The organism is Hymenobacter sp. HD11105 (genome assembly GCF_054051685.1).
Genome location: NZ_JBSWBR010000002.1, coordinates 51506 through 73057, shown reverse-complemented (window position 1 = coordinate 73057; position 21552 = coordinate 51506). Strand labels below are relative to the sequence as shown.

Here is a 21552-nt window from a genome sequence, read left to right as displayed (position 1 = left end):
ACAACAGGCACAAGCGTGGGAGTGCTGGCAAGATACGGGCGAGAAGTCATGGGTCAGGCGGAACTGCTATTCGTTAATAAATCGGGCTGACCGGCAGCCCCACGCAGCGCATAATACAGCCCAAAGCCCAGCACCAGCAGCACACCTACCACCGACGGCCCAAACTGACTATAAGGCTTATACTGCGGCAGCACCGTACCCGTAAAAGCCGATACCAACGCGAAATAAGCACTAATCATCTTCCAAAGATGGTCGTAGCGCCACAGCGTGCGGCGCCACGCGGCCACGAAGCGAAAGCGCGCCAAATCGTAGAGCGTCATCACAACCAAAGCACCCAGCGTGGAATAAATAATGCCCGGCGTCCAGACCAGCTCAATGGCTTTGAGACACAATACGAGCACTACGCTACTTACCAGCGCCCCAATCGCCACCCAGCCATCTAGCCGCGCTGGGCCCGTGGCGCGAGTGCGCACCGCCCTATAGCCCGACCACGCCTGGTACACACTCAGCAGAACAATTCCCACCAGATACCCGCGAAAATTGAACACCGCCAGCCCCAGCACTGCCGTAATCAGTACGCCCGCCGTGGCAACCAGAAACCAGCGCCCGAAACGGCGGTGCCCGGTGCCACCTTTCGGGCCGAGCATCGGCACCAAGCCCAGCAGCATGGCGAGCGTGCCGCACAGGATATGCAAGCCGATATTGAGGTGATGCAGCAGGTCCATGATGGCAAAAGTTACGGAGAGAAAACAAAGGCATCGGGCACTGCTGAGAGCCGCGCCCGATGCCTACTAGGCTACTTGGCTGCTTGAGCTGCCGCCGTTTGCTCGTATGATTTTAATCGGCCTAACACCTGCCGCTCGCCCCAGCTGGGCGCCAAGGGGCTGTTGGGCTGCGAGGCGGCAAATCGAGCTTTGGCTTCCTCGAATAGTGGCTTAGCAGCCTCGGGGCCGCCACCCAGCATCTTCGGCGTAAAGTAAATGTTGTTGCCCAACACCAGATAAACGCGCGGGTTGGCGGGGTTTATTCCCTTGGCTTGGCTTACAACTTCGCTCACCATGCGCGAGTATTTAGCCGAGCGCACCATGGGCGAAATTCCCAACCGGGCCTGATAAATATAGCCTTGCAGCACCAGTAGCTCTGATTCGTCGCCGCGCAGCTTGCGGGCCTGGGTTAGCGCAACCTCCGCCTGATCGAGGTATTTATCCTTGGTGTCGCCATCTTCTTTGCTTTGGAAGGAAGTAATCAAGTAGCTGTAGGCCTGATAGTAGGCGGGCAGCCAATCGGTGGGTACAGCAGTAGCGGCGCGCTCAAACTTACTGGCGATTTGCTTGAGCTGCGCAGGGTCGCCAGTGCTGTTTAACTCCTTGATGGTGGCGGCCATCATTTCGGTGTAGCCAGCCGGCGCGGCGCTTGCTGGCGTGGCCGTTTGCTGAGCGAAGGTTGAGAAGGAAGCGGCAACGAGGGCCAGTAGAAGGATGAGCTTTTTCATGATTTTCAGGATATTGAGAAGTGAGGAAAAACGCGCTGCGGAACAACTGCGTCAAAGGTGGACTTACTCTGAGGCTGAGAAAATTTTCTGTTACTGAAGTGTCGGATGAGGCGGATGAAGCGGCGGATGCAGTGGATGAGAAGCTTCACTCTCGGCCCATTCAACGAGGGCCTCACCCCACGGCCCTTACTCCGGAGCCGTATTGATATCAGCTGGCTGCTTTTTATTGATGGATATAAGCAAAGCCACGAACACCATACGTGGGGCCGAAGGCCGCACGGCCATGCGCGAATACTGCCCACTGGCGTCGGGTGTAGGGGCGTAGCGGTAACCAAACACGTTCTCGCGGCCCAGCACATTGGTGCACGACACATGCACGATGGTCAGGTTTTTCCAGAGCGTGGTGAGGTAGCTGGCATTCACGCTGAAATCCTGGAAGCTGGGCAAGCGGCCCTGGTTGTAGCCAGCGGCTTCGTTGGGGTTGTGGTAAGCGCGGGGGCTGTTGTAAGTGTAAGTAGCGCCTACCTGCGTGTGCAGCTTGGAAATCCAGTATTTGCCTACCACCGACAGGTTGTGGCGCGCCGCGAAGGTGGGCACGGCTAGCACCGGGTCGAGGCGCTGCTGGCGGCGCGTGTCTACTAGCCCGTAGCTCACCCAGTAATCCGCATTCTTGATGGATTTGCGGTCGCGCCAGAGTACATCCACGCCGCGGGCGTAGCCCTGACCGGTACTGCGGTACGTTGCGGGGTCGAAGGGCGTTAGCGGGTTCTGGGGGGCAGTTTCATCGTAGCGCACTAGTTGGCCGTAGGTTTTGGAGTAGGCTTCCACCCGCAGGGTGCGGTCGTGGTAGCTGCGCAGGTAGGTGAGCTGGAAGTGCTGAGCCCGCTCGAAGCGAAGGGCCTGCACCTGCGCGGCTCGCAGCAGCAGATCGGAAGCTGGGGTTTGGTAGAAGTAGCCCCAAGCACCCGAGAGCTGCGTTTTCTCATCTACTTGATACGCCAGCGCCAGGCGGGGAGCCGCGTTCCAGCGGTTCAGTATCCCCGAGTATTCGGCCCGGCCACCTACACGGCCCACGAGCTTATTGCTGAAGGCAATGTCAGACTCTACAAATCCAGCCAGCCGACGCTCCGAAAAGCGGAAGGAAGTGTCCTGGGGGGCAAATTCGTAGCGTTGCTCGTTGCCTTGCACCAAGCCTTCAACTCCAAGTTTCAAATTGAAGCTGGCACTAACCGAATCATTTGTGAGCATCACTCGGCTCACCAGCGACTGCTCCATCTCGTGCCGGGCCTGGTCGCGCACTGCTTGGGTTTGAGTGTCGCGAACGGCAATGCTAGCCGTCTGCACATCCCGCGTGCCGGCAGCACCCGCCTGCACCGACCAGCCTTTGCTTAGTGGACTCCGAAACGTGGTATTCAGGTACACGTTGTTGGCCTCCAACTCCACGGGGCGGCCTCCCTCCCATTCCGCGTCGGGCTGGCGTACGCCGATGCGCTGCTGGTTGAACGCGCCGTACGCCTTTATCATGCCCGCCTCGCCGGTCCGCTGACGCAAGGCCACCGAGCCCCCTGACGATTGAAAAGCCGTGAGCAACTGCTGGGGCACCAGCCCGAAATAAGGGCGCATGTTCATATAATCGCCCGTCACGGCCACCGACGACCGCTCGTAGCGCTGCTGGTGCGATAGGCTCAGGGCGCCTAGTGACAAGAGCGAAATGCCCGTCTGGGTTTCGGGGGCCAAATCTTCGGATTGCAAGGCCACGATAGCCGACAGCGCCTGCCCGTACTCGGCCGAGTAGCCGCCCGTGCTAAAGGCCATACCCTTGAACAGCATCGGCGAAAAACGCCCCCTGGCCGGCACCCCTGATACGCTCGCGTTATAAGGGCTTTGCAAAGGCACGCCATCCAGGTACTGCCGGGTTTCGCCAGCAGCCCCGCCGCGCACAAACAGACGGCCTTCTTCCCCGTTGCGGGTGGTGCCGGGCATGGTGTTGAGTGCGCCGGCCACGTCGGCGGAGGCCCCGGCGGTAGTCACTACATCGCGTGAGGAAAAAACGGTGTTACGCTTGTCGCCGCCGGCCTCAAACGTGCCGGAGGTAATGGTTACGGTTCCCAGTTGGTTGCGCGCTTCTTTCAAGGAGAAAGCAAAGCGCTGGGTGGTACCGTCGAGCACAACCGCTTGCTCCTGGGCCTGATAGCCAAGCAGCGTTACTACCAGCGGCAGTGTGCCCGTCTGCCGGGTGCTGAAGCGAAAGCGGCCCAGCGAATCGGTGGTGGCGCCATCAAAGGTGGTTTTCAAGAAAACGTTAACGCCGGGCAGCGCGTGGCCGCTTTGGTCGCGGACGGTGCCGCTGAGCGTGGTAGTAGCGGTTTGGGCAAGCAGTGAGCCGGCCATAGTCAGGAGCAGAAGCAGCGGAAGTAGCAGTCGTTTCATTGGAGTAGTGGCGAAGTGATGACCAAAAGTGGCCGACTGCCTGCCCCGATGAAAAGAAAGGTTACTGAAGTGTATGATAAGGCGGATGAAGCGTTTGAAAAGCCCGCGCGAACCCGCTGCACTTAATTGGAGGCTTGCGCTTTAGCGCAATTTTGACTAACTCAATCAGAATATCGCGGCGGGAAATCCTCTTGTTTGTGTTTCGCAGCCGCTTCGCTTTCGCCCTAACCTAGACCAGGCAATCGTCGTTGAAAAAAGCCCCCAAGGTTTCATTCTGGCTTCGCTCCTTTCCATTCATCTTTCCCTAACGCCCACAACTGCTATGACACACACTGTAATCGGTGTCTTCGAAAACGCCAACACCGCCAATAATGCCGTGCACGAGCTCAACAGTCTCGGTATCAGCCGCAAACAGATCGACGTAACCACGGCCGACGTCACGCAGGATAATCCTACGGGCGAGTTTCCCGAAAACGACGCCTTCCACAACTTCTTCCGGGCTGTATTTACCGGTCACGAGCACGATGTGCGCGACCACGCCGCCGCTGCCCGCTGTGGCACAACGCTCACCGTGCATGTGCCCTCGCGTGAGGATGCCGTGCGGGTACAACAGGTCCTCGACCACCACGGCGCTGTAAACGCCAACGAATATGCTCGCCGCTACGTGAAGCAGCACGGCGGGGTACCGCTTTCTGCCCACGGCCCCGCGCCGGGTCATGAGCCTGATACTACCGTTCAACCCGCCGCTGAGACCCAGCCGGTAGCCACCAATACCGTTATGCACGGCCGCAGCCGCATCATCGACCGGCCCATCGCCGACGATCAGCGTTTGCGCTAGAAGGTCTGTCAAGAATTAGGAGCGGCAACTGATGCGTCAGTTGCCGCTTTTTTATTGCCTTGTTTCGTGGCTTTGCACTATACTCTAGCATAGGTCATGACCTTGGCCTTGTGGGGGGCTTTTTGCGCCAATACAGCGAAGCTTATAATGCTCAGTTTAGGGACTTTTTATAAAACTCAGCTATAACACCCCGGCCTTCGTGCCGTAACTCCTAGTAGTGCAATAGTTACCATTAGCAATACGCAAGACTATATTGTTCAGCTTGTTAAGTTAAGAACCACTCACCCCCCACTTTCTATTTCTGGCGTCAGCTGCTCTGGTCGGCGGTTTGTAAAGGGTAACTGTGCACGCTCGTTTCCCGCAACCTCATTTCACTTTATTTTCATTATGAATCTTACGTTAAAACCTCTCAATCAACAAGTGATTGTCATCACCGGCGCTTCCAGCGGTATTGGCCTAGCTACGGCGCGTATGGCGGCCAAAAAGGGCGCAAAAGTGGTGCTGGCCTCACGCAATGCAGCCGCCATTCGGGAATTAGCCGAAGAAATCAACAGCCAGGGCGGACAAGCGCTGGCTGTCCCGACCGATGTAGGTAGCGAGGAAGATATGTTTCGGCTGGCCGCAGCGGCCGTGGCCGAGTTCGGTGGCTTTGATACCTGGGTGAACAACGCGGGCGTATCCATCTTTGGCCACTGCGATGAGGTATCAATACCGGATATGAAGCGCATGTTTGACACCAACTTTTGGGGCACTGTGTACGGCTCACGCCTGGCTGTGCAGCACTATAAGCAGCGGGGTCAGCCAGGTGCTGTTATCAATGTGGGCAGCCTGTTCGGCGACTACCCCACGCCAGTACAGACGACGTATGCGGCCTCGAAACACGCACTGCATGGCTGGTCGAATGCGCTGCGTATGGAGTTGGAAGCGGAAAAGGCGCCCGTGTCGGTGACGGTAATAAAGCCCGGCCGCATCGATACGCCTTACAACGAACACGCGCAGAGCTACTTCCCCCAACAGCCCGCCCACCGGGGCATGGTGTACCCGCCCGAGGCCGTAGCCGATGCCATTCTGTTTGCCGCCGCTCATCCCAAGCGGGAGATGTACGTGGGTTTTCAGGCAAAGCTTTTCACGATGATAGCGCGCCTCGCTCCCAGCCTGCTGGACAAAGTATTGGAGAAGTATATGTACCCCACTCAGCTTGACCCCAAGCGGCCGGCTATCAACCCCAAAACCAGCGCTTTGCACAAAGCCGGCTATGGTTTGCAGGAGAATGGGTCGCACGAAGGCTGGTTCCGCTCAGGCAGCGTGTACGTGCAGCTCGAGAAGCGCCCACTGCTTGCCACGGCTGCTATAGCCGGCCTCGGCGCGGCCGCTTGGATGCTGCTCAACTCCCGCAATGGCAAAGCCCAGAATAGCCAACCAGATACGCCGGCTCCCGCTGAGAATGATGTACCGGCGGTCAGTGCAGCTAGGGTGATTGAAATTGACAACCCTCGGGGCGAAGTCAAGCTCACTGAGATTATTTCTTAGCAGTTACTTAGCCTCTGGCTTTTGGTAAATACTGCGACTTATCATTACACTGAAACCGAAAAGACCGGACGGGCTTCTGCCAGCAAAATGCCGGCAGAAGCCCGTCCGGTCTTTGGGCTTTTCTAAGGCCAATTTTGACACAGATGCGTGCTTACGTTGATGGGTGCTTCTCCAGCTAACGAGACCGACAAGTAGCCCTGATTCTTGCTGCTTCAGTTACCTGCCCGCTACCCAACGCAACCTCCAGCTACTTAGCACGGTATTGCTACCATACTCTTTCGCCGCTTGCTCTATGAAAACCTCCGACGATAATTCTTTCGCTATTGTAAACGCCCACACATCGCGCCGCGACTTTATTCGTCATGCTTCGCTCGGTCTGGGGGGCATTTTTCTGGGCACTTCGGGCTTGGCCGGCTCGCTGAGCGGATTGGGAAACCCCAGCTTTGGGCCGGCTAGTCTGGAAGCGTGGCAGGCGGGCAAGCAGTTGAATGTGGCTTTGGTAGGCTTGGGCAAATACAGCACGGGCCAGTTGGCGCCTGCCTTGCAGGAAACCAAGCTGTGCCGCTTGGCCGGCATCGTGACGGGCTCGCCGGAGAAGGTGCCACAGTGGAAATCCAAGTATAATATCCCCGACAAAAACGTCTACGACTACAAGTCTTTCGACCGTATTGCCGACAATCCCGACATTGATATTGTGTATATCGTGCTGCCCATTGCTATGCACGCCGAGTATACTATTCGGGCACTGCAGGCGGGCAAGCACGTCATCTGCGAGAAGCCCATGGCCATGACGCCCGACGAGTGTCGTCGCATGATTGAGGCCGCTAAAAAGGCCAACAAGAAATTCAGCATTGGCTACCGTTTGCACTTCGAGCCCCACCACCACGAGATGATGCGCCTTGGCCAAAAGCAAGTGCACGGCCCCATCAAACGCCTTGTGGCCGATAATGGCTACGTGTTCAGCAACGACACGCCCTGGCGCGTAGATAAAGAACTGGCCGGCGGCGGTCCGCTTGTGGACTTAGGTATTTATTGCGTGCAAGGCGTGGTGTATACCAAAGGCCAGATTCCGGCTTCCGTGACAGCCAAGTTTGCGCCCAAACCCACTAACAACAACTACTTCAAAGAGGTCGAAGCCGGCGTAGACTGGCAGTTCCAATTTGCCGACGGCTCGGTGGCTGACTGCCGCACTAGTTACGCGCAAAGTCTGCCCAATCGCCTGCAAGTGGAAGCGGCCAACGGTAAGTTTGGGCTAGAGCCGGCGTTCGGCTATGGCGGCATCAAAGGCAGCACTAGCAAAGGCCCGATGAACATCCAAAACGTAAATCAGCAGGCCCTACAAATGGATGATTTTGCCGACTGTATTCTAAACAACAAACCCACCCGCGTACCCGGCGAAATGGGTCTGCGCGACGTGCAACTCATGGCCGCCATTTACCGCGCCGCCGAAACCGGCCAGAAGGTATCCACTAAAGACGTGCAGAATATTATCGACCGCACAAATAGCCGGTAGAGGTTGGGTAAGCAGTTAGGTTAACAAACGCATACTTTGTTATGCCATCATGCAGCGCAGAGCCTCATTCATGCTGATGTTGGATTACTAATTAATCAAAGAGAACGTCATGCAGAGCACAGCGAAGCATCTCGCGTGTTTAGCTGGATTGGTAACCCAACATCAGCACGCGAGATGCTTCGCTGTGCTCTGCATGACGTTCTTTAAAGACCCTGGGGGGCAAATTCTGCTACCTTCGTGCTCGAACCCTCGCCTTCTCCTCGCTTCCATTTGTATGCAAATACACCGCCTCGCTACGCTGTTTTTCCTTGCTGTATTACTGACAGATTGCGCCTCGACAACGACCGACACAAAGGATAAAGCAGACCTAGTAATTACTCATGTCAATGTGATTGATGTGGTAGCGGGCACGGTGCAAACGGACCAAGATGTAGTCATCAGCAACGGCCTAATTCAGCGAATTGAGCGGACCAAAAATGCCCCCCAGAATGCTACTACACGCATTGATGGCAAGGGTAAGTATTTGCTGCCGGGCTTGTGGGATATGCACGTACATTTTCGCGGCGGCGACACGCTAACCGAAGAAAATAAAAACCTTTTACCGCTCTTTTTGGCGCACGGAATTACCACCGTCCGCGACGCGGGCGGCGACCTCACTCCGGCTGTATATACCTGGCGCGAACAAATAAATTCCGGCCAACTAGCTGGCCCCCGGATCTTTACTTCAGGGCCAAAAATCGACGGGCCTAAAGGTACGTGGCCTGGTTCGCTGCCCGTAGAAACGCCCGCCCAGGTTTCAGCCGCGCTCGACTCCCTGCAAAAGCTGCGGGTTGACTATGTCAAGATTTACGAAAGCACTATCTCCGGCGACGCGTTTCTGAACACCATTTCGGAAGCCGAAAAACGCGGCCTCAAAACCACGGGCCACATGCCCTACAGTGTCACGCTACGTGAAGCTTCGGAGCGCGGCCTCGATGCTACCGAGCATCTGTACTACGTTTTCAAAGCCTGCTCCTCCCGCGAAGACAGCATCACGACAGCTGTGCGCAACAGCTTGCTTACCAATAAGCCGCTCGGCTTATTTGCGGTGTTGCCGAGAGTATATAACACTTATGATCCGGCGGCCGCCGCAGCCATATTTAAGACGATGGCCACGCGCAAAACGGCCGTGGTGCCCACGCTATTTATTCAGAAAACGCTGGCCGAAATAACTGAGAACGACCACGCCCGCGACAGCATGCTGGCTTATATCAGTCCGAAGATTCAGGCCACCTATATGCGCCGCTATAACAGCGCCAAGCAGCAGTCCAAATCGGGTGTTGAATTCGGCAAAAAGCTCTCGGCTAAATTCATGACGATGATGCCGCAAATGCAGGCCGCCGGCGTCACTATTCTGGCGGGTTCTGATAGCGGGCCATTCAACTCGTTTGTGTATCCAGGCTCATCGTTGCAGGGCGAGTTGGCGCTGCTTGTGAAGGCCGGACTTACGCCCGCCCAAGCTTTGCGCACGGCTACCATCAACGGCGCCACATTTATGGGCGTGGCTGACCAATCCGGCAGCATCGCGACGGGCAAACACGCCGACTTGGTCTTGCTCACGCAGAACCCATTGGCCGACATCAGCAACATCAAAAAAATTGATGCGGTAATCACGCGGGGCAAGGTGCACTCGGCGCAGGAATTGGCCCAGATGCTACAGAAAATAAAGCGCCAGTAAGTACCAGAATTAAGTGGTGCCAGGACCAACTAAAAAGTCATGGCGCCCCACGAACCAAAACTCCGCTCCCCATGACTTTAACTTGGACCAGCAAGAAGTTCAACAACCTAGCCCTAACAGAATTGTACGATTTGCTACAGCTGCGCAGCGAGGTGTTTGTGGTGGAGCAAACCTGTGCCTTCCAGGATATTGATGGGCAGGATGAGGCGGCGTATCACTTGCTGGGCTATGCACCGGGCGGCCGATTGGCGGCATATGCGCGGCTTTTTGAACCAGGAGTGGCCTATGCGGAAGTAAGCATCGGGCGTGTGGTAGTGTCGCCAGACTTTCGGCGCTACGGCCTGGGTAAGGAACTGATGCGCCAGGCCATCGGGCACTGCGAAACGTATTTTGCCCCCCAGCCCATCAAGATTGGGGCCCAGCAGTACTTAGAGAAATTTTACCAGGAATTTGGCTTTGTGCAGTGCGGCGAAATGTACTTGGAAGACGGCATTCCGCACATTCCTATGCGGCGCGCTTAAGCGGCCGCCAGCTGCGCCAATTACTAGTTGGTCGAGGGCTTGGAAAAGGCAATAAACAGCGCACCCGCCAGCATAAGCACAGCCCCCACGATTACCTGCCAGTTGATTTTTTCCTTTAGAAATACAACGGCCAGAATAATGGAAAACACCAGCGACACTTTGTCGAGAGGCGAGGCGCGCGAGGCGTCGCCGAGCTTCAGCGCTTGAAACGAGAGCAGCGACGAGACACAGGTGATAATGCCGGCAATCACCAGAAAGATCAGGCTACGCCGGTCGATGCGCGACACATCGGGTAAGTTGCCCTGATACGCTACCACGCTCCAGGCCACCAATACAATCAGCACTGACTGCACGGCGAAGGCCAGGCTGGAATCAACGTTTTTGATGCCCGCTTTGGAAAGGGTAACGACCACGGCAGCCGACACGGCCGCTAACAACGAAAAGACAATCCACATACACTTTGGCGGCTACATCAACGACCCTGGCCCTCTCACCGACTACCTAGCCGCGGCTGCCCTAATGGGTGCTCATCAGTACGGCAGGTGGGGGGCAAAGTTATTGGCTTAAAGGCTTTTGTTGCGGTCTCTAGGCCAGCTGGCAGTTAAAAAATGATCACCAGTATCACACTCAACGCTGACTTCGCATTTCTATTACGAAAGCCTCAGTAAATGAACGCTGGGGCTCTTAGCTGACCTATGTCAAGCCATGGTTCGCACGTTTCTTTAAGTGAAGAATTGCTTATACCTCCGGCAGCCGAATTTTGTCGAGGTAAGCGGCTAGGCCCGCCGGGTGCTGAAATAAGTGAATAAACAGAATGCGCTCCTCGCCTTGTACGCGCCAAATTTCGGCGTAAAAATCACCGAGAGCGTAGAGCTGCAAGCAAAAGCTATCCTGCTTACGTTCGGCCAAAAAATGCCCCCCCTGCCGCAGCAGCGTGGCCTGACGGCCCATCGGTAGTTGTTTGAAATCGGTAAGATGCATAAAGGTGTAGGCCCTCAAACGGCAGAGGCCATCGTGTCGGTTCCGCGCCAAGCACTCAGCTCGGCAGTTACAAAGTACTAGTGAGAGTTTTACCCCTAGGTTAAAAATAGCCCGACCTGGGCCACAACTATACCTACCGTACGGCACGTACAGCCCGCACCGGGTGTTCTGCCCGGACCGCGGAAAGGCTTCTGAGCCAGTTTCGGGCCATTAACTGTTCGCATGGTAACTCCTGTACTCATTATTTTTATTGGGTTCCTGATTTTTTTCGGCCATTATCTAGCTGAGTTTTTTGACCGAACCCGTATTCCCGACGTGGTGGGCCTCTTGCTGGTGGGCATACTACTAGGGCCTGTTTTCCACCTCATCGACCCAACTTCATTTGGGCAGGCGGGCAGCGTATTTACCAATGTCGTGCTGGTGTTTATTCTGTTTGAGAGCGGCCTGGAGGTACGCTTCGAGCAGCTCAAATCCTCGCTACGCGGCACCTTTACGCTTACCACGCTCAACTTTATCGTCACAACGCTGCTGGTAGCCGCCATGGCCCAGCTCTTTGCCGACCTCGACTTTCTGAGCTCCATTATTCTGGGCAGCATTCTGGGGGGCACTTCGTCGGCCGTGGTTACTACCCTGGCCCGCAAAGTGGATATTCAGGAGCAAACCTCCACGACCTTGGTTATGGAGTCGGCCTTCAGCGACGTGTATACGCTGGCCATTCCTATCTCGCTCATCAGCTTTTATACCGGCTCCTCATTTAGTCTGGGGGGAATGTTTGGGCAGATTTTTCTTTCCTTGTTCCTGGCTGTGCTGGCCGGTATCGGAGGAGGATACCTGTGGTCGATATTGCTCAACAAGGTTCCAACGCTGCTCAAAACACGGTTTTCTACCCCAGCCTTCGTCTTTATCGTGTATGGTCTGGTTGAGCTGCTAAACTTCAGCGGGCCCATTGCGGTGCTGTTTTTCAGCATTACGCTGGGCAACGTTACCCTGCTGCGTCCACGGCCGCTCAACCGCTATTTGCCCACTCGTCACGTGGAGCTGACGGCGGTTGAGAAAGACTTTTTCTCCGAAATAGTCTTTTTGCTTCGCACCTTCTTTTTTGTGTACGTAGGCATGTCAATCGTGCTCGATAATGCCTATCTCATTGGGCTAGGAGTCTGCATCACGTTTCTGCTATTTCTGGTGCGCATTCCGGTGGTAATGGCTTCTACCGAGTCCAAGACGCCCCTGTTCGACGCATCCTTCATGAGTATCATGATTCCAAAAGGGCTAGGCGCCGCCGTGCTGGCTACCCTGCCCACTCAGCGGGGATTGCCCACCGGACCAGCCATTCAAACCATCACGTTTGCGGTCATATTTTTCACCACCGTCTTCTGCACCCTCTTGTTCTTCGTGCTGGAGAAACGCAAGCTGCTGGGCTTCTATCGGCTCTTTTTTGGCGGCCACCGGCCTCTGGATGCCGCTACTGCTGCGGCCTTAGTACCCCCGGAACCAGTAGCAGCCGGCGGCCGACAGGATATATAATCGCCTCGACAACAAGGCTTCTATTCATTGAAGCAAATCGTAAATAAAGAGCATTTGGCACTTATTAGGTGGCTATCCTGTACTAGCTTTATTCTTCACAATCGTTTGTGTAAATTGACAGCCAATAGCAGGCAAAATGCTAGGGGCCGTTCAGTAGATGAGGGCGGCTTGAGCTAACTGGTTTTATGAAAAGAGCAATGAGAAAAAGCTTTCTAACCGCGTGTATAGTTTTAGCAGCTTCCACCTTCGGGGTAAGCCAAACGCAACCTCTGGAAAGCTTTCCGTTGTCGGCCGTCCAGCTGGCTGAAAGTCCGTTTCAGCAGGCCCAGCAGACAGATTTACGCTATATTCTGGCCCTCGACACCGAGCGACTTTTGGCCCCGTACCGTCGCGAGGCCGGTATTGCTACCCAGGCGCAGCCCTACGGCAACTGGGAAAACACCGGCCTCGATGGGCATATTGGGGGGCATTATTTGTCGGCCCTGGCGTACATGGTCGCCGCCACCGGCAACGAGGAAGCCAAGCGGCGCCTCACTTATATGATTGACCAATTAGCGCTTTGCCAGCAAAAAAACGGCAACGGCTACTTGGGCGGTACGCCTGGGGGGCAAAAAATGTGGCAAGACATCAAGGCCGGCAACATCGACGCGGGCAGCTTCTCGCTGAACCAGAAGTGGGTGCCTTGGTACAACATTCACAAAACGTACGCCGGTCTGCGCGATGCGTATTTATTTGCGGGCAATGCCAAGGCCAAAGACATGCTGGTGCAGCTTACCAACTGGGCCGTCGATTTGACCAGTTCCCTCTCCGATGCCCAAGTTCAGGATATGCTGCGCAGCGAGCACGGCGGCATGAACGAGGTATTCGCCGACGTGGCCGCCATCACCGGCGACACTACCTACCTGACCTTAGCCCGTCGGTTTTCGCATCGGTCCATCTTGGAGCCGCTGCTGGGGGGCAAAGATGAGCTGAACGGCTTGCACGCCAACACCCAAATTCCGAAGGTGATTGGCTACAAACGCGTGGCCGAGGTATCGGGCGGCGATGAGGCGTGGGCCAAGGCGGCGGGCTTCTTCTGGCAAACCGTCGTTGACAACCGGACCGTTTCGATTGGGGGCAACAGCGTGAGTGAGCACTTTCATCCGGCCAAAAGCTTCACCTCCATGCTGGAAAGCAAGGAAGGGCCCGAGACCTGCAACACCTACAACATGCTGAAGCTCACCAAGCAGTTGTACCTCTCCAGCGCCGCTACCAATTACATCGACTACTACGAGCGGGCCCTTTACAACCATATTCTTTCCTCGCAACACCCTGAGCAGGGAGGGTTTGTGTACTTCACGCCCATGCGGCCGCGCCACTACCGGGTGTACTCCCAGCCCCAGGAAGGCTTCTGGTGCTGCGTGGGTTCGGGCCTGGAAAACCACGGCAAGTATGGTGAGCTGATTTACGCCCACAACAAGCAGGATGTGTTCGTCAATCTGTTCATTCCCTCGCGCCTGAACTGGGCTGAGAACGGCCTTGCCCTTACTCAAACTACCCAGTTTCCCTACGCCGAAACCTCTATCCTGACGCTCCAGCTCAAGAAAGCGCGCCGCTTCGGGCTGCATATCCGCCAACCTAATTGGGTTAAACCCGGCACTCAGAAAATACTCGTCAATGGCAAAGCCGTGGAGGCCACGGCAACGCAGCCAGGCTACTTTACGATTAACCGCAAGTGGAAATCGGGCGACGTAGTTACCACGACGCTGCCCATGGAAACCAAGGCCGAGTACTTGCCCGACCGCTCACCCTGGGTATCATTTGTGCACGGCCCCATCGTGCTGGCCGCTATCACCGACACGACCGATATGCCCGGCTTACGCGCCGACGGCAGCCGCATGGGCCACATTGCCAACGGCCCAATGTATCCGCTTGATCAGGCCCCAGTGCTTGTTTCCTCTAACCCCACCGACGTAGCAGCCGGCATCAAGCCCGTGACCGGCAAGCCGCTGACCTTCAGTGCTGCTAGCCTCATCGATGCCGAGCGGTACCGTCAGGTAGAGCTGGTTCCGTTTTTCCGGGTGCATGATGCCCGGTACATGATTTATTGGCCCGTTGCGAGCCCAGAAGAACTGGTGAAGCGCAAAGAGGTAATGCAGCAGCAGGAAAAAATAAAGCAAGCCCTGGAAGCGCGCACCGTCGATCAGGTGGCGCCCGGCGAGCAGCAGCCCGAGTCGGACCATGGCTTTCAGGGGGAGCGCACCGAGTCCGGGGTGTTTCAGGATCGGCATTGGCGCCACGCGAAAGGCTGGTTTAGCTACAATCTAAAGAAAAAAGGAGCCGGCCCGCGCACTCTATGCGTCACCTACTACGGGGCCGATAAGGACCGCCAATTTGCTATCATGGTCAATAACAAATTGCTCAAAAAAGAGTCGCTACAGGGTCTGGGGGGCAATTCTTTCATTGATGTAGATTACGAGATACCCGCACAGCTGCTCGCGGCCTCGCCCTCTGATGTTATCACATTGAAATTTGCCGCCGAACCAGGTTCCACCGCTGGTGGCGTTTACTACGTTCGGCTGTTGAAGGCTGAATAAGACAAGCTTTGCCTATTCGTGGCTTACGAAACAGTAACGCAACTGTGCGGTTACTGCCTAGCTTTCCGTGCCTACGCTATAATTGACAATCGGCGTTTAAGTATCTTTCAGTTAACGTTTGCTACCGCTGTAGCACGAAGTAGAAATTATTGCCCAGCTACCAACGTTAACGAGCCGCTGGTAGCACCTGCTGATATCAGCCTGATTTTGAATTTCAGACTTATGACAAATCCTATCGCTTCTGCTGATATCGATGCTGCGCTGACCCTCGAGGAAGCACGTGCCCGCAATCAGGAACTAGAGCAAGCCCTGGCTCAAGCCTTAACCGAGCGCGCGGCGGCCGAGCAGCAGCTGAGCGAGCAACGCTGGTTTTTTGAAACCATTCTGAATGCGCTGCCCGTGGAGGTGGCCGCCCTCGACACGGAGCGCAAGTATTTGTATGTTAATGCTCAAGCGGTACCCGACCCAGATGCTCGTGCCTGGATTGTAGGCCAAACGGTGGAGGCATACTGCCAACGCTACGGGTATCCGCTGGAGCTAGCCGAATCGCGGCAGCAGCTGTTCAGTCAAGCCCTAGAAAACGAGCAAACCGTTGAGTGGGACGACTTTACTCCAGGTCCTGAAAGTACCCACATTCACCACCGCGCCTTTCGCTACACTCCCGCCGTGGCCGACAAGCCAGCACTTATGCTCGGCTACGGCCTCGAAATTACGGAGCGCCTGGCCGCAGAGCGGGAAATGAAGAAAGCCAAAGAAGTGGCCGAAGCAGCAGCCCGAGCCCGCGAGAACTTTCTGGCCAATATGAGCCACGAAATTCGTACTCCCCTCAACGGGGTGCTGGGCTACGCTAACCTGTTGGCCAAAACCTCCTTGCAGCCTCAGCAGCAAGAGTTTGTGCAAGTCATCCGCTCGTCGGGTCAACACTTGCTAGGCGTGCTCAACGACGTGCTCGATATGGCCAAAATCACATCGGGTAAGATGGAGTTCGAGCAAGTAGCTTTCAACTTATGCGACTCCATGGGCCAGGCAGTGCAGCCGCTAGCCTTGCAGGCAACTCAAAAGGGATTAGCCTTTTACGGGCAGGCTCTGCGCATGACCTGCCCCGTACCGTGGGTGATAGGAGACCCGCACCGCCTCAATCAAATACTGATCAATCTGACGGCCAACGCCGTGAAGTTCACAGAACGCGGCAGCGTATCGGTGGGGGGCTTTTTGAAGTCTGAAACAGATACCCACCTCACCGTGGAGTTCCGCGTCACTGACACAGGCATCGGAATACCAGCTCACAAGCTGGCCCACATTTTCGAAGACTTCAACCAAGCTTACGCCGACACTACTCGTCGCTTTGGCGGTACAGGCCTGGGGCTAAGTATCAGTCGCGCTTTGGTAGAGCAGTTGGGGGGCTTTCTTACCGTGGAAAGCGAAGAAGGCAAAGGCAGCACCTTCGCCTTCCAGCTTACGCTGCCCCGGGCCACCCCCACGGTGGAGGCCGAACCTACAACGCCTGAATCGCCCTCAAATCAGCTGCATGGCAAACGTGTTCTGTTAGTAGAAGACAACGAAATAAACCGCGACGTGGCCCGCTTATTCTTGGAAAGCTGGGACATGGTAGTGGATGAGGCCTTCGATGGCCGAATGGCCCTCACTATGTTTGATCAGCAGCACTACGATGTCGTGCTCATGGACATTCAGATGCCAGGCATGAATGGGTTGGAAACTACTATCCACATTCGTCAACACGCTGATCAGCGCAAGGCAGCGGTACCCGTGCTGGCGCTGACTGCCAACGCTTTTCAAGCCGATAATGAGCGCTACCTAGCCGCTGGCATGAATGATTGTTTGGCCAAGCCTTTCGACGATCTGGAGCTCCAGGCTAAGCTTACCGCTTTGTTAAATGCCGTTCCCGCGCCCCCTTACGACCTGAGCAAGCTGCGAGCTTCAGCCCAGGGGAAAGAGGCTTTTGTAGTTAAAATTATCCGCTCCTTCCTGGCCAATATTCCCTCCAGCCTACAAGAGCTAAGCGAAGCCGCCGCTGCGGATCTGTGGCCCCGCGTGGCTGAGATAGTACATCATATTAAGCCCAATCTGGCTGCGCTTGGAATCGTGGAGGCAGAGCCGCTCGTGGCACAACTCGAGAACTATCGTCAGTTGTCGGGCGCTTCTCCAGCTGAGGCAGAACGAATTCGCGCTACCGTTGCCGAGTTAGTAGCCTTGCTCGAACGTGTACTACAACTACTGCCAAGCGAGCTTCCCGCTGACTAATCATAGATTACGCAGCGAGCGATAAAACTCCTCCTGATAAGAGCGACCTACGGGCACTTCGTAAGGCCCGATCTGTAAGGTATTGTCCTCAATGGCATCAATACGCTGGGTGTTTACGATGTACGAGCGGTGCACGCGCACAAAGTGCGCTAGCGGCAGCCGCTCACTTATAGCTTTGAGCGTGAGGTACACGATGTGTTTTTGGCTAGCAGTCACCAGCACCGAATAAGTCGACAGCGCCTCTATGTAGAGCACCTCATTGAAGTCGACGCGTAGCATGCGGTTATTCACTTTCACATAAATGTCTGTGTCAGTGTTGCCGTTTGTATTTGGTGACTTGGGGGGCTTATTTCCACCTGATGCTCGCCGCTCGGTTGCCAAAGCTATAGCTTGGCTGAAGCGGCCATAATCGACGGGCTTTACCAAATAGTCGGTCACCTTTAAGGAGTAAGCGTCAACTGCAAAGTCGCGATGCGTAGTCACCAGAATGACTTCGGGCGTGGGCTCTGGCAGCAGGCGAATCAGATCCAAGCCGCTGAGGTGAGGCATTTCGATATCAAGCAGTAAGATATCCACTTGCTCTTCACTACGCAGGAAATTAAGGCCTTGCACAGCATCGGGCAGTGAAGCAGCTAGCTCCAGGTCTGCCGTCATCTCAACGAAATGCTCCAGCGTGAGGCGATTAATCTCGTTGTCATCAATTATGACGCAACGCAGGCGAGTAGTAGCCATAGGCAGCAGTATGTGAGAGCTAAAGAGTCAGCGTCGGCGGACTAAACTAGATACGATGGTCAGCTTCGAATGAACAACTAAGATTAGGTAAATGCCATAATATCTACCCTTTTCTACTGGCTAAATGCCAGGTTTGGCAAGCATAAGCTGCGTTTACAGTCAATCCATTACTATTTACACAACACATTGATATAGGGGTATTTATAGCTATTGAGGTAGCGCCCAAGTAAGGTTCCGGTATGTAGAAAAATAGCTATATAACATAACTATATCCACTAAAAGTAGGACAGTTTTCGATTCCGTCATTTCATTGACACACAAAAGAAATTCATTCGCATAGAGAAACGTGCCGTTGGGCGAAAAAGGAATAATAGGGCTACAGGCAAGGGTAAGTTTACTACAGATTTAGTGCTCACCCCCTCAGGATTCGGCCTTTTTAGTTCTCTTTCGCTTATGTCACCTCGCCTTACTCTCCGTCATTATTACACCGCAGTTCTCTTGTTATTGCTGCACAGCCTTTCGCTGGTTGCTCAAGTAGCGCCAGGCTTGGTAGGCGGAACAGTAGCGTCTCAGGAAGCTGGCCAGTCTAGTGTTGAGTTTACCACTCAGCTCCAGCAGGCTTGCACAACCAAAACCGCCCTTGCCGTTGACGCCCTGACAGAGCAAGTGCAGCAGTTCTACGCCTCCGTAGACTACGCTCCGGTTTGGACCAACGAGAAAGGCCCAACTGCGAATGCTCAAGCTGGCTTAGACCTGCTTCTCAACGCCCAGCGCTATGGCCTGAAGCCTTCTGAGTACGACGCGGCCCCCCTGATGCAGCTGATGGACTCATTGCAAGCAGCTCCTGCGCAGTCGCAGCGCCGTTTGGCCCTCGAAATTCAGTTGACCAGATCTCTCATTCGTTTCTCGCAGCACCTGTACAGCGGTCGCATTGAAGACAACACTTTGCGTCCGGTACAATCTACCGAAGCAACCTCTTTCGACGCTGCAGCTCACCTAAGCCAAGCTCTGAAGAGCGACAAATTTGTAAAGCAAATCCTGGTTGCTCAGCCAACTAGCCGCAGCTATGTACGCCTGCTGTCTGCTTGGCAGAACCTGCTGAAGTCGGATACAGTAGCCGCCCGCAAAATGGCCACGCCCGTGGCTATCAACCTCGAGCGCTTGCGTTGGGAGCCCCGCGCCGACTCTATTTATTTGGTCGTTAATATTCCGGCCTACAACCTGCAAGTGGTACGTGGAACCCAGGTAGTACGTAGCCACCGCGTGGTAGTAGGCACTACCAGCACTCCTACCCCCGAGCTATACAGCAAAGTAAGCTTCTTTCAAACGGCTCCCGAGTGGCGTATGCCCTACAGCATTGCCACGAAAGAGGTTCTGCCCAAGCTCCAGCGCGACAGCGACTACCTATCTTCCAAGAATTATCGCTTGTACAATCAAGCTGGCGAGCGAGTAAATGCCTCTCGCGTAAACTGGAAGAAAGTTACTCCCGCCGACTTTGCCTACCAGATTCGGCAGGCGCCTTCCTCCCGCAACGCACTCGGAAACGTTGTATTCCGTTTCGCTAATCCTTACGAAGTTTTCCTGCACGATACCCCCACCAAGGAAGCCTTCAAAGCCGACTATCGCGCACTCAGCCACGGCTGCATCCGCGTACAACACGCTTCTGACTTGGCTCGCTTCCTGTTGATGCGTGAGGGTGGTAAGTCTTCGGAAGATAAGTTGCAGCAAATGGCGAACAGCATCGACGAAGGCGACACGAAGGCCTTCGCTCTACGGGCCGCAGTTCCCTTGGTAGTGCGCTACCAAACTTGTGAAGCCGATGGTGCTTCTTTGCGTCAGCTTCCCGATATCTATGGTCGTGACGAGGCGTTGGTGAAGGCATGGGACGGCACTTCTGTTCAGTTTGCTAGCGTTGCCGTTACCGAATAAGCAGCATCTCCTTCTAGTTTTAAGTGCCTTTAAACACCTCGCTGCTGAGCAGCGAGGTGTTTTTGTGTCTGTAAAGCACCCAGCAAGGATTTTTGGGCAGCTTACTGGATACTGCCTTTTTTCGTGGATGTTTGCAGACCAAATGCCCCTCACCTCCTCTTAATGCAGACATTTCGCTTTCCTCATCCGCTGGTACTTCTAATGGGGTTTATTGTGCTGGCCATGGCGCTGAGCTATGTGCTGCCCGCTGGCGTATTTGAACGCCGCCTCGATGCGGTTACCGGCCGCGAAGTGGTAGTACCCGGCTCTTACCATCAAGTAGCCGCTACGCCAGTAAGCCCCTTGGATGCCATTGTAAGTATTCCGCGGGGCCTACAGGAGGCAGCCAGCGTTATCTTCTTCGTATTTCTGACTGGCGGAGCCTTCACTGTCATCGATCATACCGGGGCTCTGCGCCGGGGCGTCGACTGGCTGCTGGTGCGCTTTCGGGGACGTGAGGCGCTGGTTATTCCGCTTATTTCCCTGCTTTTCGCCACCATGGGCGCTTTGGAGAACATGCAGGAGGAAATTATTCCACTAGTGCCCGTGCTGCTGGTACTCATGCGCCGCTTGGGCTACCCGGTCCTCACGGCGGCCGCGGTGAGTTTGGGCGCCGCTGCCGTGGGCGCCGCTTTCAGCCCGCTCAATCCCTTTCAAGTGGGTATTGCGCAAAAGCTGGCCCAACTCCCGCTTCTATCTGGAGCCGGATTCCGCCTAGTATTTCTGGCCGCTGCCCTCGTGCTCTGGATTGGTGGCACCATGCGCTACGCCGCCCGCCACCGCATCACCCCGGAAGCGGTGCAGCCCGAAATCGTAGCGAGCGGAGCCGGTCGGCACGGGCTGGTGCTCTTGCTGTTGCTGCTCACTTTCGCTGTGTTTGTATACGGCGTGCTCAATCTGGGCTGGGAGTTTGAGCAAATGGGCGCGCTATTTTTTGCCCTGGGCGTAGTAGCCGGCCTGGTGGGCGGACTAGGCCTCACAGGCACCGCCGAAAGCTTTATTGCCGGCTTCCGCGACCTTGCTTTTTCGGCTCTGCTGATTGGCTTTGCCCGCGCCATATTTGTGGTATTGGAGCAGGGCCAAATCGTGGATACCATCGTGCAGGGTTTGTCAGCGCCCCTAGCGGAGTTGCCGGTTACGCTGTCGGCTTTGGGCATGATGGCAGTACACTCGGCGCTGCACTTGCCCGTGCCGAGTGTGAGCGGCCAAGCCGTACTGACCATGCCTATTCTTACGCCCCTCTCCGACTTGCTTGGTTTGTCGCGCCAAGTCACAGTGCTAGCTTACCAGTACGGCGCCGGCCTCTGCGAATTGATCACGCCCACCAACGGGGCGCTCATGGCTATTGTGGCGGCCTGCGGCGTGCGGTTCGATGCGTGGTGGAAATTTGTGCTGCCGTTGTATTTGCTGCTAGTTGGCCTAGCAGGGCTGGCTATAATAGTGGGTATTGCGGTGGGGCTATAACGTC

Annotated in this window: 16 protein-coding genes; 10 read left to right on the top strand and 6 right to left on the bottom strand. The window is 55.6% G+C overall.

The genetic code is table 11. From position 1 onward, the window contains the following. Positions 1-53: 53 nt before the first annotated feature. From ACW9KT_RS06780 to ACW9KT_RS06770, 3 genes are all read right to left on the bottom strand, one after another. Positions 54-725 carry a hypothetical protein gene (locus tag ACW9KT_RS06780; protein ID WP_457078666.1) on the bottom strand — a complete coding sequence of 224 codons (672 nt, stop codon included), beginning with the start codon at positions 723-725 and terminating at the stop codon, positions 54-56. Positions 726-796: 71 nt separating this feature from the next. Then, positions 797-1492, bottom strand: a complete 696-nt coding sequence (locus ACW9KT_RS06775; protein WP_457078665.1) for a hypothetical protein — start codon at positions 1490-1492, stop codon at positions 797-799. A 186-nt stretch (positions 1493-1678) separates the two neighbouring features. Beyond that, positions 1679-3922 carry a TonB-dependent receptor gene (locus tag ACW9KT_RS06770; protein WP_457078663.1) on the bottom strand — a complete coding sequence of 748 codons (2244 nt, stop codon included), beginning with the start codon at positions 3920-3922 and terminating at the stop codon, positions 1679-1681. Positions 3923-4244: 322 nt separating this feature from the next. Here ACW9KT_RS06770 and ACW9KT_RS06765 point away from each other — a divergent pair, with 322 nt between their 5' ends. From ACW9KT_RS06765 to ACW9KT_RS06745, 5 genes are all read left to right on the top strand, one after another. After that, positions 4245-4760 carry a hypothetical protein gene (locus ACW9KT_RS06765; RefSeq protein ID WP_457078661.1) on the top strand — a complete coding sequence of 172 codons (516 nt, stop codon included), beginning with the start codon at positions 4245-4247 and terminating at the stop codon, positions 4758-4760. 387 nt (positions 4761-5147) lie between these two features. Further along, positions 5148-6290, top strand: coding sequence for an SDR family oxidoreductase (locus ACW9KT_RS06760; RefSeq protein ID WP_457078659.1), 1143 nt, complete (start codon positions 5148-5150; stop codon positions 6288-6290). Positions 6291-6582: 292 nt separating this feature from the next. Then, positions 6583-7803, top strand: a complete 1221-nt coding sequence (locus ACW9KT_RS06755) for a Gfo/Idh/MocA family protein (protein ID WP_457078657.1) — start codon at positions 6583-6585, stop codon at positions 7801-7803. A gap of 274 nt (positions 7804-8077) precedes the next feature. After that, positions 8078-9520, top strand: a complete 1443-nt coding sequence (locus ACW9KT_RS06750) for an amidohydrolase family protein (protein ID WP_457078655.1) — start codon at positions 8078-8080, stop codon at positions 9518-9520. Positions 9521-9591: 71 nt separating this feature from the next. Then, the gene (locus tag ACW9KT_RS06745) at positions 9592-10041 is read left to right on the top strand and encodes a GNAT family N-acetyltransferase (protein ID WP_457078653.1); all 450 of its coding nucleotides are present in this window, start codon (positions 9592-9594) and stop codon (positions 10039-10041) included. Between the two features lie 23 nt (positions 10042-10064). Here the strand turns inward: ACW9KT_RS06745 and ACW9KT_RS06740 are convergent, their stop codons facing one another. Both ACW9KT_RS06740 and ACW9KT_RS06735 read right to left on the bottom strand, forming a co-directional pair. Then, positions 10065-10496, bottom strand: coding sequence for an EamA family transporter (locus ACW9KT_RS06740; RefSeq protein ID WP_457078651.1), 432 nt, complete (start codon positions 10494-10496; stop codon positions 10065-10067). Between the two features lie 283 nt (positions 10497-10779). Continuing rightward, positions 10780-11022: a hypothetical protein gene (locus tag ACW9KT_RS06735; protein ID WP_457078649.1), complete on the bottom strand. Its 243-nt coding sequence runs from the start codon at positions 11020-11022 to the stop codon at positions 10780-10782. A 222-nt stretch (positions 11023-11244) separates the two neighbouring features. Here ACW9KT_RS06735 and ACW9KT_RS06730 point away from each other — a divergent pair, with 222 nt between their 5' ends. The 3 genes from ACW9KT_RS06730 to ACW9KT_RS06720 all read left to right on the top strand — a co-directional run bounded on the left by ACW9KT_RS06730 (position 11245) and on the right by ACW9KT_RS06720 (position 17384). After that, a complete protein-coding gene (locus tag ACW9KT_RS06730; protein ID WP_457078647.1) occupies positions 11245-12546 on the top strand; it encodes a cation:proton antiporter in 1302 nt (433 codons plus the stop codon). Positions 12547-12743: 197 nt separating this feature from the next. Then, positions 12744-15122 carry a beta-L-arabinofuranosidase domain-containing protein gene (locus ACW9KT_RS06725; RefSeq protein ID WP_457078645.1) on the top strand — a complete coding sequence of 793 codons (2379 nt, stop codon included), beginning with the start codon at positions 12744-12746 and terminating at the stop codon, positions 15120-15122. Between the two features lie 222 nt (positions 15123-15344). After that, positions 15345-17384 carry a response regulator gene (locus tag ACW9KT_RS06720; protein WP_457078643.1) on the top strand — a complete coding sequence of 680 codons (2040 nt, stop codon included), beginning with the start codon at positions 15345-15347 and terminating at the stop codon, positions 17382-17384. Here the strand turns inward: ACW9KT_RS06720 and ACW9KT_RS06715 are convergent, their stop codons facing one another. Further along, entirely contained in the window at positions 17385-18116 is a 732-nt protein-coding gene (locus ACW9KT_RS06715; protein ID WP_457078641.1) for a LytR/AlgR family response regulator transcription factor, read from the bottom strand. 453 nt (positions 18117-18569) lie between these two features. On the opposite strand from ACW9KT_RS06715, the gene ACW9KT_RS06710 reads away from it, so the two are divergent. Further along, complete coding sequence (locus tag ACW9KT_RS06710) at positions 18570-20045, top strand: L,D-transpeptidase scaffold domain-containing protein (protein WP_457078639.1); 1476 nt, start codon at positions 18570-18572, stop codon at positions 20043-20045. A 162-nt stretch (positions 20046-20207) separates the two neighbouring features. After that, entirely contained in the window at positions 20208-21548 is a 1341-nt protein-coding gene (locus ACW9KT_RS06705; RefSeq protein WP_457078637.1) for a YfcC family protein, read from the top strand. Positions 21549-21552: the final 4 nt, after the last annotated feature.